This window comes from Actinophytocola sediminis, from assembly GCF_054779715.1.
In genome coordinates, this window is sequence record NZ_BAAGXS010000102.1 from 41,086 (window position 1) to 53,637 (window position 12,552).

The 12,552-nt window shown below is 71.2% G+C and carries 14 protein-coding genes; 4 read left to right on the forward strand and 10 right to left on the reverse strand.

Annotated features, from left to right (window positions below; genetic code table 11):
- Nucleotides 1–60 precede the first annotated feature (60 nt).
- The gene (locus ACYVIP_RS43060) at nt 61–1,725 is read left to right on the forward strand and encodes a protein kinase domain-containing protein (RefSeq protein WP_460406899.1); all 1,665 of its coding nucleotides are present in this window, start codon (nt 61–63) and stop codon (nt 1,723–1,725) included.
- Between the two features lie 39 nt (nt 1,726–1,764).
- Nucleotides 1,765–2,628 (forward strand): exodeoxyribonuclease III, encoded by an 864-nt coding sequence (locus ACYVIP_RS43065; protein ID WP_460406900.1) that lies wholly within the window; start codon nt 1,765–1,767, stop codon nt 2,626–2,628.
- Here the strand turns inward: ACYVIP_RS43065 and ACYVIP_RS43070 are convergent.
- Genes ACYVIP_RS43070 through ACYVIP_RS43085 form a run of 4 tightly spaced genes read right to left on the reverse strand, consistent with a single transcriptional unit; the run spans nt 2,591 to nt 5,592 of the window.
- Nucleotides 2,591–3,136, reverse strand: a complete 546-nt coding sequence (locus ACYVIP_RS43070) for a hypothetical protein (RefSeq protein ID WP_460406901.1) — start codon at nt 3,134–3,136, stop codon at nt 2,591–2,593. The genes ACYVIP_RS43065 and ACYVIP_RS43070 overlap by 38 nt on opposite strands.
- A gap of 16 nt (nt 3,137–3,152) precedes the next feature.
- Nucleotides 3,153–3,857 (reverse strand): MerR family transcriptional regulator, encoded by a 705-nt coding sequence (locus ACYVIP_RS43075; protein WP_460406902.1) that lies wholly within the window; start codon nt 3,855–3,857, stop codon nt 3,153–3,155.
- A gap of 8 nt (nt 3,858–3,865) precedes the next feature.
- Nucleotides 3,866–5,011 carry an MFS transporter gene (locus tag ACYVIP_RS43080; RefSeq protein ID WP_460406903.1) on the reverse strand — a complete coding sequence of 382 codons (1,146 nt, stop codon included), beginning with the start codon at nt 5,009–5,011 and terminating at the stop codon, nt 3,866–3,868.
- The gene (locus ACYVIP_RS43085) at nt 5,008–5,592 is read right to left on the reverse strand and encodes an HAD family hydrolase (RefSeq protein WP_460406904.1); all 585 of its coding nucleotides are present in this window, start codon (nt 5,590–5,592) and stop codon (nt 5,008–5,010) included. Before ACYVIP_RS43085 ends, ACYVIP_RS43080 begins: the two co-directional genes overlap by 4 nt.
- Before the next feature lie 181 nt (nt 5,593–5,773).
- On the opposite strand from ACYVIP_RS43085, the gene ACYVIP_RS43090 reads away from it, so the two are divergent.
- Nucleotides 5,774–6,859, forward strand: a complete 1,086-nt coding sequence (locus ACYVIP_RS43090; protein WP_460406905.1) for a serine hydrolase domain-containing protein — start codon at nt 5,774–5,776, stop codon at nt 6,857–6,859.
- A gap of 32 nt (nt 6,860–6,891) precedes the next feature.
- Here the strand turns inward: ACYVIP_RS43090 and ACYVIP_RS43095 are convergent, their stop codons facing one another.
- Together ACYVIP_RS43095 and ACYVIP_RS43100 are read right to left on the reverse strand one after the other, a co-directional pair.
- Entirely contained in the window at nt 6,892–7,416 is a 525-nt protein-coding gene (locus ACYVIP_RS43095; RefSeq protein WP_460406906.1) for a GNAT family N-acetyltransferase, read from the reverse strand.
- Between the two features lie 22 nt (nt 7,417–7,438).
- The gene (locus ACYVIP_RS43100; protein WP_460406907.1) at nt 7,439–8,113 is read right to left on the reverse strand and encodes a Crp/Fnr family transcriptional regulator; all 675 of its coding nucleotides are present in this window, start codon (nt 8,111–8,113) and stop codon (nt 7,439–7,441) included.
- 57 nt (nt 8,114–8,170) lie between these two features.
- Here ACYVIP_RS43100 and ACYVIP_RS43105 point away from each other — a divergent pair, with 57 nt between their 5' ends.
- Nucleotides 8,171–8,419, forward strand: coding sequence for a YciI family protein (locus tag ACYVIP_RS43105; protein WP_460406908.1), 249 nt, complete (start codon nt 8,171–8,173; stop codon nt 8,417–8,419).
- 19 nt (nt 8,420–8,438) lie between these two features.
- Here the strand turns inward: ACYVIP_RS43105 and ACYVIP_RS43110 are convergent, their stop codons facing one another.
- From ACYVIP_RS43110 to ACYVIP_RS43125, 4 genes are all read right to left on the reverse strand, one after another.
- Entirely contained in the window at nt 8,439–9,050 is a 612-nt protein-coding gene (locus ACYVIP_RS43110) for a TetR/AcrR family transcriptional regulator (protein ID WP_460406909.1), read from the reverse strand.
- Nucleotides 9,047–10,468 (reverse strand): flavin-containing monooxygenase, encoded by a 1,422-nt coding sequence (locus ACYVIP_RS43115; RefSeq protein WP_460406910.1) that lies wholly within the window; start codon nt 10,466–10,468, stop codon nt 9,047–9,049. Before ACYVIP_RS43115 ends, ACYVIP_RS43110 begins: the two co-directional genes overlap by 4 nt.
- 45 nt (nt 10,469–10,513) lie before the next feature.
- Nucleotides 10,514–11,158: a class II aldolase/adducin family protein gene (locus ACYVIP_RS43120; protein ID WP_460406911.1), complete on the reverse strand. Its 645-nt coding sequence runs from the start codon at nt 11,156–11,158 to the stop codon at nt 10,514–10,516.
- On the reverse strand, nt 11,145–12,552 hold a 1,408-nt coding region (locus ACYVIP_RS43125), incomplete at its 5' end, for a helix-turn-helix transcriptional regulator (RefSeq protein WP_460406912.1). The genes ACYVIP_RS43120 and ACYVIP_RS43125, both read right to left, overlap by 14 nt.

Here is a 12,552-nt window from a genome sequence, read left to right on the forward strand (position 1 = left end):
TCGCGCGCATCGATTGTGGCAGGCTCCCTGCCGCGGGTGGCACAGCCAAGGAGGTTGCACGTGAGGTCACTCGGGGACTCGGACCCGAGACAGCTCGGGTCCTACCGGATGCTCGCCGGGCTTGACTCCGACGAGCTGGGTGTGGTGTTGGTTGGCAGCGCCCCGGATGGTCGGTTGGTGGCGGTGAAGCTGGTCAGCGCGCGCCTGACCGCCGTCGACGACGGGTTCGCGCAGCGGTTCGCCCGGGAGGCGGCGGCGTTGCGCCAGCTGCCCGGGGTGCATACCGCGCCGGCGGTCGACGCCGGTCCCGCCGAGGCCACCCCGTGGCTGGCCCTGGCGTTCGTGCCGGGGCTGTCGATGCGGCAGCTGATCGAGCGTGGCGTGCTGCTCGGCGAGGACGCCGTGTGGCGGCTGGCGGCCGGGCTGGTGGGCGCGTTGACCGAGATCCACCACGCCGGGCTGGTGCACCGGGACCTGACGCCGGTGAACGTGCGACTCACCGAGGACGGGGTGCGCTTACTCGACTTCGGCATCGCCAGGGCCATGGATCACGACGTGAGCCAGGGGGTCGGGGCCGCGGAGTTCGTCTCGCCGGAGCAGGCGCGCGGCAAGCCGGTGACGCCGGCCAGCGACGTGTTCGCTCTCGGCGCGATGCTGCACCTGGCCGCGACCGGGCGCACGCCGTTCGCCGGGGCCACCCGGGCCGAGACGTTGGGTCAGGTGTTGGGGGCGCAGCCGGATCTGTCGGTGTCGTTACCGTCGCGGCTGCGCCAGTTCCTCGCCGCCTGTCTGGCCGCCGATCCGCGTCAACGGCCGACGCTGGACCAGTTACGGACGATGATCGGCCCGATCTCGCCTGGCACGCATCCGTGGCCGTCGATGGTGGCGTCGATGATCGTCGAGCAGCGCGCCGAGGTCGCCCGGCTGGTCGGCAGCATGTCAAGCGCTGGTCAATCGCCCGTTGACGCGCCGACCAGGTGGATCGCACCGGTCTCCGCCCCGGCGGCCCCCGCCGCCCCCGCCGCCGTCCCCGCCGCCCAGCCGGCACGAAGAACGGCCCCGGCGCGGCCGGCCAAGCCGGACGCCAAACCCGCTGGCAAACGTGCCGGCAAACGTGCTGGCAAACGCTGGAAACCGGACAGATGGGCGGTCGGCGCCGGTTCCGCGGTGGTGACGGCCATCGTGTTCGCCATCATCATGTTCAACGCGCTCACCCCGGACCGGCCGATCCGGGGGGCGAGCGAGAACTCGGCGGCCCCCGGCCCGACCGTCGCCAGGACCACCGCGGCGCCGACGACGACCACCACCACCACGACGGCGACCACCACGACCGAGCAGGCCTCGGCCGGTCCGGTCACCGGGTTGGCCGGGAAGTGCATGGACATCGACGGGGCCAACAGTGTCAACGGCACCCGCGTCCAGCTCCACAAGTGCAACGGGACGGACGCCCAGCAGTGGCAGTTCGACTCGGGCGGCGCCGTGCGCGGGCTCGGCAAGTGTCTCGAGGTCGCCGGCGGTGACACCAGCGACGGCGCGAAGGTCCAGATCGCCGACTGCACCGGCGCCCCGGCCCAGCAGTGGGCGGTCACCTCCGAGGGCTGGATCATCAACGTCAACTCCAACAAGTGCCTCGACGTGCCCGCCAGTAACTCCGCCGACGGCACCCAGCTCACGATCTGGACCTGTCACGGCGAGGGCAACCAGACCTGGACCCCACCCGCCTGAGCGACGCCCCGGTCACCTGCCGCGGCTAGCCTGGAGTGCGTGCGTGTCGTGACGTGGAACGTGAACTCGGTCAAGCAGCGGCTGCCCCGGTTCCTGCCGTGGCTGGACCAGCGTCAGCCGGACGTCGTGTGCCTGCAGGAGACCAAGGTCCCCGACGACGTGTTCGCCGACCTGCTCGACGACGAGCTCGCCGACCGCGGCTACCAGGTCGCCGCGTACGGGGAGGCCAGGTGGAACGGGGTCGCGATCCTGTCCAGGGTGGGGCTGGCCGACGTCGTCCGGGGGATCGACGGCGCGCCGGGCTTCCCCCATCCCGAGGCCAGGGCGTTGGCGGCGACCTGCGGTGGGGTGCGGGTGCACTGTCTGTACGTGCCCAACGGCCGCGAACCCGGCTCGGCGCACTACGAGTACAAGCTCGCCTGGCTGGCGGCGCTGCGGGAGGTCGTCGCCGGTGGGCCGGCGGACGCGATCGTCTGCGGGGACATGAACGTCGCGCCGACCGACGCCGACGTGTTCGACCCGGCCGCCTACGTCGGGCAGACCCACGTCACCGAGCCGGAACGGGCCGCGCTGGTCGAGCTGCGCGAGCTCGGCCTGCACGACGTCACGCGCGAGCGGTGGCCCGAACAGCGGGTGTTCACCTACTGGGACTACCGCGCCGGCATGTTTCCCAAGGACTTCGGCATGCGGATCGACCTCGTCCTGGCCACCGCGCCGGTGACCGACCGGGTGCGGGCGACCTGGGTCGACCGGCACGCGCGCAAGGGCACCGGGCCGAGCGACCACGCGCCGCTGATCGTCGACCTCGACGAGGCGCCGGACGGGGACATCGGACCGGTCGTGCCGCCGCCGTCGGCGTCCTCGGTCAGGCGCGGCTCGGCACGGCTGCCGCAATCGCGCTGACCGCGGCCGCCGGGTCGTCGGCCAGGAACCGGATCCTGGTGGCCTCGCCGCCGGCGACCGGGATCGGCTCGGACAGCGTGACCAGCACGTCGGTCTGGTTGTTGACCGCCACGGTCAGCTCCCCGTCGACCAGCTGCCTGGCGCGGCCGGTGTGGTACCGGCGCTGCACGCGTACGGCCGTGACCACGGCCAGCGGCACCCGGAGCGCGAAGGTCGCGCCGTCGCGCAGCACCAGCTCCGTGCGCCCGACGACGTGCGGATAGGTCACCTCGACCGCCGCGATCGCCAGCACCTGGAGCAGCGCCACCGCGTCCAGCACGTGCACCACCGGCCACGGCACCAACAGGCCGACCACCGCGGTCTCCAGCGCCAGCACCCCGGCAAGCGCCAGCAACATCGGCGTCCGCTCCCGCGCATGACCGATCGCGACGTCACCGTGGCCGACCCCGACCCGTCGCCCCCGCAGCCAGTGCCACAGCGCCGCGAACGACCGCGCCACCCCGGTCACGGTCGCGCCACCCCGGTCACGGCTGCGCCAGCCGACGCAGGACCAGCCGCATCACCTCGGCCTGCGCGGGCGCGAGCGACTCGAGCACGGCGTCACCGAACGCGTCGATCGACCCGTCGACCATGGCCCGCAGCGCCGGCGGGAACGCCGCGGCTAGGTCGTCGGCCAGCGCCGGCACCCGCCGGTCGTCGACCTCGGCCTCGGCCAACTCCTCGAGCCGCCGTCGCAGCGCCGGGTCGGCCGGAGGCAGCGCGGCGACGATCCGGTCCCGGTCCGGATTGCCCTCCAACAGCGCCAACAGCTCGCGCTCCCGGTCGGCCATCGGCGACGGCGTGACCGCGTCCAGCACCGCACGCAGTTCCGCCGACACCGCGTCGTCGGCGTGCAGCCGACCCTGCCGTGCCCGCTCGATCAACCCGCCAAGCCGCGACCGCCGTCGCGCCAGCGCCTGCTCCTGCCGCGCCAGGTCGCCGTCCAACTCGACCAGGATCTCGTACAGGTCGCGGCCGCTGTCGTCGGCGAGCGCGTCGGCTGCCTCGTCCAGGCTCAGGCCGAGCTCGGTGAGCCGGCGAATCCTGGCCAACGCGATCACGTCCCGCAGGCCGTAGTCCCGATAGCCGTTGGGCCGTCGCCCGGGTTCGGCCAGCAGCCCCCGGCGGTGGTAGTGGCGGACCGTCCTGACCGACACCCCTACCGCCGCGGCCAACTCCCCGATGCGCATACGTCCAGTCAAGACCCTGACGTCGCGACAGGGTCAAGCCGTGCGGGCGTCCGGGTGCGGATCACCAGGGCGATCACCAGGCAGACCACACTCAGCCCGGTCAGCGCCACCGGCACCACCGTCATGCCCCACAGCTCGACACCACCACCGAGCACGCTCGGGAACATGCCCCCGAACATCGACGACGCGATCACGTACGACGTCGCGCCGGGCACCTTCTGGCTCAACCACACCAGCCCGGTCGGGAACAACGGACCAACACCGATGCCGGCCACCACGTAACCGATCGGCGCGAGCGGTGCCGAGAACGCGAGCGCCGTGCCGGCCAGCATCACCACGATGCTGGCGAACAGGATCTGCTCAGCGGAGAACCGCTTGGCCAACGGATGCACCGCGAACCGGACAGCGGTCATCGCGAGCCAGAAGCCCGCGGTGGCCGTCGCCGCCGTGCCCGTGGCCCAGCCCAGCTCCACCAGATGTGCGGTTTCCCAACCACCCACCCCCGATTCCACTCCGACATGAAGGGCGAAGAACACGCTGAAGAGCACGGTAATCCGCAGCACCGACAGTTCTCGCGAACGGCCGCCTGACCTGCGCGAAGAGCCTCGGCCGTGCACTCCAGGCAGGGTGGCGAGCGCGACCACGCACAGCGCGGCGCAGGCGATGAACGCCACCGGGTACCAGCCGTCGGGGAGCACCCCGATCAGCAGCGGCGCCAACACCGCGCCGATACCGAACGTCCCGTGCAACGCGTTCAGCATGCCGGTGCTGTCCGACCCGTAGGCCTCCAGGAACATCTCGTTCACGCCGACGTCGATCCAGCCGAACCCGACCCCGCCGACCAGTGCGGCCCCCAGCGCGACCGGCCAGGTCGGCGCCGCGGCGAACAGCAGGCCGCCGGCGATCATCGCGATCAGAGCCGCGGCCAGGAACGTCCGGTTGCTGACTCGGCCGCGCAACGCCGGGGTGCCGAGCACCCCGAGCAGCGCGCCGACGAAGTGGGTGGACAGCGCGAGCCCGACCGCCCCGTCGGAGACGTCGAACCGGTCCCGCATCGCCGGCACGGCCGGACCGTAGGCCGCCTGCAGCGCGCCGATCACGACGAACGACACACACATCCCGGCGACCGCTGGACGGGTCAGCCGGGTGGTCATCGGCGCAGGTCCGCGCGCAGCCGATCGATGCCGGTGAACCGCACCGCACGCATGCCGAGCTCGGCCGCCGCGGCCACGTTGACCTCGCGGTCGTCGACGAACACCACATCCGCCGGCCGGGCGCCGAGCTGCGCGCACACCCGCTCGAAGATTCGTGGGTCCGGCTTGGTGAGGCCGAGCCGGGCGCTGAAGAACCGGTGCCGGAACAGGTCGGCCCACGGCGCGTCGTCGATCACCGTCGCCATCTCGAGCGGTGCGTTGGACAACATCGCCAACGGGGTGTCCTCGGCCAACTCGTGCAACAGCGCGAGCACGTCGGGGTTGATGTCCGACCAGGCGCGCTGGTCGAGGGCGATCAGCCGGTCGACGTCCGCCGGCTGGTCGGTGCCGAGCTGGTCGGCTACCGAGCGCCAGTAGACCGTGGCGGTCACCGCGCCGCGGTCATAGCGCTCCCGGTCATGCCAGAACGCCGGCCACAGCCGCTCGACCGGTACCCCGAACTCGGCCGCCAGCAGCTCGCTGGCCTCGGCGGACGGTGGTCGGGAGAGTACCTCGCCGTAGTCGAACATGACCCAGTTCATGGCCCCATTCGATCACGCGGGGACGTGGTGGGAGCCCGGCGTGTTTGTGAGACCAGGCACGTGAGAATTACGGTTAACCACACCCCAAGTCTGCGGTTAACCCCATGGTCCGCACCGCTCCCACCCGGCACAGTGGACTGCGAAGCCCACCCGGGCCTCGCAATCGAAGGGGGAGGGAGAGATGCTCGCCATGGTCAGTGTGCTTGCCGCGTTGGCGACGGTGTCCGGTGCGTCCACACCGGACGTGCCGCTGCACGACGCGATCCACGACATGGTCGCGGCAGGCTTCCCGGCCGCGGTCGCCTATACGAGAACAGGTCCGGACAGCAGCCACGAGGCAGCCGGGTTCGCCGACCTGGACACCGGAGAGAAGGCCACGCCGGCGCACCGGTTCCGCATCGCCAGCAATACCAAGGCATTCACCGCGACGGTCGTCTTACAACTGGTCGGCGAGGGACGCCTGGCGCTGGACACCCCGGTGGAACACTGGTTACCCGGGCTGGTCGGCGGTCGGCCGATCACCGTACGGCAGCTGCTCAACCACACCAGCGGCCTGTACGACCCGACCGACGACCCCGAGTTCTGGGCGCCGGTGCTGACCGACCCGACCCATGTCTACCGTCCACGGGAGATCGTGGCGACCGCGGCGGCTCATCCGCTGGCCGCACCGCCCGGAGCTCGCCACACCTACTCCAACACCAACTATCTGGTGGCCGGTCTCCTGATCGAGAAGGTCACCGGCCGGAGCGCGGTATTGCAGGTGTACCAGCGAATCCTGGTGCCGCTGCATCTCGTGAACACGTCGTTCCCATTGTCCGACCCGCGGATCCATGGCCGACATCTCCACGGCTACGACCTCAAACGAAAGGACGTCACGGTATTCAGCCCTTCCTACGACTGGACCGCGGGCGCGCTGATCTCCACAGTGGACGATCTGGCGAGATTCCATCGGGCGTTGTTCGACGGCACGTTGTTACCGCCGGCGTTGTTGGCGGAACTGAAGAAGACCGTCCCGGTGGATGAGCTGACCGACTACGGGCTCGGTGTCGAGCGGCGCACCGTGCCCTGTCAGGACGGCACCACACGGTCGATCTGGGGCAACACGGGTGGCGGTCCCGGCTACCACAGTTACTCCCTGATCACCGAGGACGCCGACCGTCAGCTGGTGCTGGCACTGAACCTCTATGACATCAGGGCAGATCTGGCCGACGAATCACCGGTGCCACCGGCCAACCTGCTACCGGCACTGACCGCCACGTTCTGCTAGTGCTTCGGCGAACGAACCTCTGTGACGGAGCACTAGTCCAACTCTTGGAAAGGAGCAGCATAGGTGAACTGACCACGGATCGTCGGCCGATAGGCGGTCAGCGGTCGCACCTGGAATGCGCTGGTCCACCCGGCGACCGGCGGCTGGATGCCGAACTCGGTGGCGGGGCGGAAACCGAACCGCGGGTAGTAGCCGGGGTGCCCGACTAACACCACGACCGGCTCGTCCAGCGCGTCGGCGGCACCGAGTACCGCGTGCATCAGGGCCGCACCGACACCTGCATGTTGACGGTCCGGCAGCACGCCGAGCGGGCCGAGGCCCAGCGCGGGTACCTCGTCGACAGTCGCCCGGGTGCACACGACGTGGCCGACCACCTGACCCGCGTCCGCGGCGCGGTCCACGGTGCGGTCCACGGCGACCAGCGACAGCGCCGGCAGCCAGCCGGTGTCCGCACGAAGTGCCGTGACCAGGTCTGCCTCCACGTCACTGTCGAAGGCGGCTCGGTGGATCGCGTCGATGGCCGCGACATCGCTGGGTAGCTCACGCCTGATCAGCACGGCGGTCACTGTCGCACAACGGTCAGGTCAGGGCATCTGGATTTGCGCGCAGGGCGAGTAGCTCCGGCGCCAGCACCAGGACCGCGCTGGGTTCGACCTCGATCAGGCCCTCGGTGGCCAGCGTGCGCAGTGCCCGGTTGACGGTGACCCTGGTCGCGCCGATCGCTTCTGCCAGGCCCTCCTGTGCGCCCGGCAGCACGACCCGGCGGGTGGCCGCGCGGAGCAGCCAGGCCGCTGTGCGGGTGACCGTGTCGGCGACGTTCGCCCGCACCAGGTCGTCCTGCTGATCGCGCAGTCGGCGGGCCAGGTGGGCGAGCACGTGCTGGCGGGCGGCGGGGACGTCGTCGACCAGCGTGCGGAGTTCGGCCGCCGGGAGCGTGCGCACTCGTGACCGGGCGGTGGCGATCCAGGTCGCGGTGTGCCCGCCGCTGTCGAGGACCGCGACCTTGTCCACCGCGCACGGTGCCGGGAACTCGCCGAGCCGCAGCCGGCGGCCGGACGCGGTCTCGCGGACCGCGCGCACGCCACCGGTCTCCACCACGAACAGGAGGTCTGCCGGTTCGCCGCGGACGGCGAGGACCACACCCTCGTCGACCGTGCGGGCCGGGAACCTCCTGGCGAGGCGGACGAGGCGTGGCCGGTCGAGGGTGCTGAGCAACGGCACGCGCGCGAGGGTGTCGTACCGGGCGCCGGACATACGCGCAGTATCACGCGATACAGCGCGCGGATGGCAGGCGGCCGTAGCGTCACCGCCATGTTCGCGATCGAGCTTGCCTTCACTGACGATCCGCGTCGCATCGCCGGACGGCCGGCGCACCGGGAGCGGCTTGCCGCGTGGCATGCCGGTGGTCGGCTGCTGCTCGCCGGGCCGTGGTGGGACGACAGCGGCGCGCTGCTGGTGTTCCGCGACGACCCGACCGACGCGTTGGCCGACGACCCGTACTTCCACACGCCGGGCGTGACCGTCCTCGCAGTGCGTGCGCTCCGGCCCGTGGTGTCCTAGTGGTGTCCTGGGCAGTGTCCTAATCGGACCGCAGGTTCGGGCCGAAGTCGCGCACGAGCGAGAGCAACGTCGTGGACAGCAACAGGTGCACCTGGTCACGGGTGAGCGCACCGCGCACCAGCCACTCTCTGGCCGCCGCCTTCACCAGGCCGCCGTAGGCGCGGATCGTCGCGCGCAGCTCCTCGCGGTGTGCTGTCGCGTCCGCGAGACCGGTGGCGTCGAGGACGCGGTCGGCGGCGAGTTCGTCGGCGTCGGCGAGGATGCGTTGGACGTCGGGATCCACGCCTTCGGCACCGATGGCGGCGAGCCAGGTCTTGCTGTGCCGGCTCACGCCGTCGAGGAACCAGTCCACCGACGCCGCGACCCGGTCCTCCAGCGTGCCGTTCGGCAACAGGTCGACGGCCACCTGCGGGATCGTCACCATGCGGCGGACGACCTCCAGGTACAGCTTGCGTTTGGTGCCGAAGTAGTGGTTGATCAGCCCTCTGGCCACCCCGGCTCGGCTGGCCAGCTCAGTCGTGGACACCGCGGCATAGGGCCGTTCGCCGAACAACTCGACCGCGCAGGTGAGGATCTGCTCGCGCCGCTGGTCGGGTTCCAACCGTCGCCATCGTGGCTCAACCGTACTCATCTCACCCGCCGGAAGTCCGCTGTATCAAGGGTTTTCGTTCGTCGTTGATACTCGCTCACCAGGCCGGGCCAGTTCGTGGACACCCGGCCGCTCGCCTCGCGGTACCAACTGCGGCACAACGACCACGTACTGTCGGCCAGCCGTCGCTGGACCTCGAGGTCGAACCGCTCCGCGACCTCGGGCCGCACGTCCAAACAGGACTTCTCGGCGTCGATGCTGGCCACGGCCTGACGAAGATAACGTGCCTGGCGCTCCAGCATGTACACGATCGAGCCGGAGCCGAGGTTGGTGTTCGGGCCGTACATCAGGAACATATTGGGAAAGTCGGGCACCGTGATGCCGAGATACGCCCGCGCCCCACCGGTCCACGCATCGGCCAGCGAGCGGCCACCGACACCGCGCACGTCGACCGGCGCGAGGAACTCCGTCGCGCGGAACCCGGTGCCGTAGACGATCACGTCGGCCTCGTGGGTCGCGCCGTCCGCGGTGCGGACGCCGGTCGGGGTGATCTCGCTGATCGACTCCGTTGCCAATGCCACGTTCGGTTGCTGCAACGCGGGCAGGTAGTCGTTGGAGAACAGCACCCGCTTGCACCCGATCCGGTAGTCCGGCGTCAGCTCCGCGCGCAGCCGTTGGTCGGCCACCTGACCCCGAAGGTGCCGTCGCGCCAGCCACTCGACGGCCTTGGTCACCGTCCGGTTGCCACGTATCCCGAACGCCGCCACCTCGCCGATGGCCCAGAACGCCGCACGTTCCACCTGCTGCACGACCCGCGCACGGCGCCATCGATCGTCATAGGCCACGTCGGGTTTCGGCAGCACCCACGGCGCGGTCCGCTGGAACACCGTCAACCGCGCCACCGACGGCTGCACGCACGGCACGAACTGGACCGCGCTGGCCCCGGTGCCGATCACGGCCACCCGTTTGCCAGCCAGGTCGCACGCGTGGTCCCAGTGCGCGGAATGAAAACTGGTGCCGGCGAAGGAATCCCGTCCCGGAATGTCCGGCATCGCCGGCCGCGACAGCTGGCCGACCGCGAACACCAGCACATCGGCGCGCAACCGCTCACCGGCGGCGGTGCGCACCTGCCAGCGGCCACCGTCGAACTCCGCGCCGCGCACCTCGACGCCGTACCTCGGGCGGATGCCGAACCGGTTGGCCACCTCCCGCAGATACGCCTTGATCTCCGGCTGCCGCGAGTACCGCATCGGCCACAACCGGTTCGGCGCATAGGAGAACGAGTAGTACGGCGACGGGATGTCGCACCCCGAGCCGGGATAGGTGTTGTCCCGCCACACCCCGCCCAGCTCTGCCGCCTTCTCCACCACGGTGACATCGGTGAACCCGGCGCGTCGCAGCTCGATAGCGGCGGCGATGCCGCCAAAGCCGGCACCGACGATCAGTACGGACGGCATCATTGCCCCCGTTCTGTTGGCGAGCGGTCAACAGACGAGCTTATCCTCTCACCCAGCCGCTCGACCGTAGGCGAGCCGGGTGAACTGTGCCTGCGCATCGGCCAACTCTGCGTCGCTGAGCAGGCGCGGCGACCCGAGCACGGCGGCCCGCCGGTACGCCTCGGCGAGCCACTCCACCAACTCCAACCGCTCGCACGCCTCCTCGACATCGGCACCGAACGCGACCGAACCATGATTGCGCAACAGCGCCGCACTGCGGTCCGCCAACGCGTCGAGCACTCCCTCGGCGAGCGCCGCCGAACCGAAGGTCGCGTACGGCGCGACCCGCACCACCCCACCGAGCCGAACGGTCAGGTAATGCACCGGCGGCAACACGTCATGCGTGAGCCCGACCGCGATCGAGGACAACGCGTGCGCGTGCGCGACCGCCACCGCGTCGGTACGCGCGTAGATCGCCAGGTGCAGCGGCAGCTCCGAGGTCGGCTTCGGATCACCGGCGACGACCGTGCCGTCCCGCCGGTCGACGACCGACAGCAACTCGGGCGTCAGCTCGCCGAGCACGGTGCCGGACCCGGTGACCACCACGTGCTCACCCACCCGCACCGACAGGTTGCCGGCCGACCCGACGACCAGCCCACCGGCCGCCAGCCGCCGCCCGGCCGTGACCAGCCGCGCCCGCTCATTCTCGTACACCGGCACTCCCCACGAGGGTCCGCAGCTGGGAGAGCAACTCGCCGCGGCTGGACGCGCCGAGCCGTTGTCGCATGCGCGCGACGTGATGCTCCACCGTCTTGGCGGAGATGAACAACCGATCGCCGACATCCTTGTAGGTCAGGCCGGATACCACCAGCTCGGCCACCTGCAGCTCCCGGTTACTCAGACTCACCGCCGTCTGCTCGTCGCGGGTCGCCGCGTGCTCCAGTGTGGTCGGTCTGCGCGCGGAGACGGGTTTGCCCTGGATCATCCGCGCGCAGTCCAACAGCCGGACCATCGCCGCGCGGTCGGTGGTGCGGGTGGCCGCGTTGCCGGCCAGCCGGGCGGCGTCCCAGGTGAGCCCGGTGCCGTGCAGCGAACGGGCGGCGTCCTCGACCGCGTCCGGATCGACCGTGCCCTTGGTGATGTCCAACCAACAGCGCGCGGCGCGGGCCAACACCCGAAGCTGCTCGTCGCGCGCGGCGGCGGTGGCCATCGCCTCGGCGTGTTCCTCGGCGGCGTCGAGCTGACCGGTGATGAGCGCGGCGTGCAGGCCGCCCCACCACAGCGGCATCGCCCACAGCGGCGGGTCGCCGAGTCCCTTGAGCAGCACGCGGGCCTCGGTGAGGTGCGCGGCGAGCCGGCTCTCGTCGCGCACCCGCGCGGCCGCCACGGTCAGCTCACCGAGCGGCAGGAACGTGAACAGGTCGACCGGATGGCGCAGGATCGCCTCGCCTGCCTGCGACCATGCGCGCCCGAGCGTCGCCGCGTCCCCCGCCCGGCGGGCCAGCCCGAGCTCGATGGCCACGGCGAACAGCCAGTCCCTCGGCTCGAGGGTGCCGCGCGCGCGGCGGGCTGCGGTGAGCGCGTCCGCGGCCTGGGGCAGCTCCCCCCGGACCATGGCGACCCAGGCGAGCAGCAACCGGTGCCGCACGGCGAACGGCGCGCCACCGGTGCCGGCGGTGATCGCGCGCTCCAGCAAGGAGGTCGCGGTGCCCAGTTCGGTGTAGTGCAGCGCGAGCAGCGCACCGAGCGCCGCCGGGCTGTCGGGCAGCAGCACGGCCCGCCCGACCGGTTCCAGCGTCGCCGCCGCCCGGACCATTTTGGACAGCGCGGTGGTCGGCGTGCCGGTCACCGACTCGCGCAGTCCTTGTGCCATCAGGGAGATCGCACTGGACAGCGAGGTCGGCGGCCCGCTGTCCCCGGTGCCGTCGACCAGCTCACCGACACCGATCGAGCCGAGCGCGGCGAACTGCGTGGCCCCCGCCCAGCGGTACAGCTCCGCACTGCGGCCGAGTTGGCCCCGGTGCGCGAGCGCGGCGGCGGCGACCTCGGCCGCCGCGGTGCGGTGCGGCGCCTGTTCGGTGGTCAGCACCTGGTCGGCCAGCCGCAGC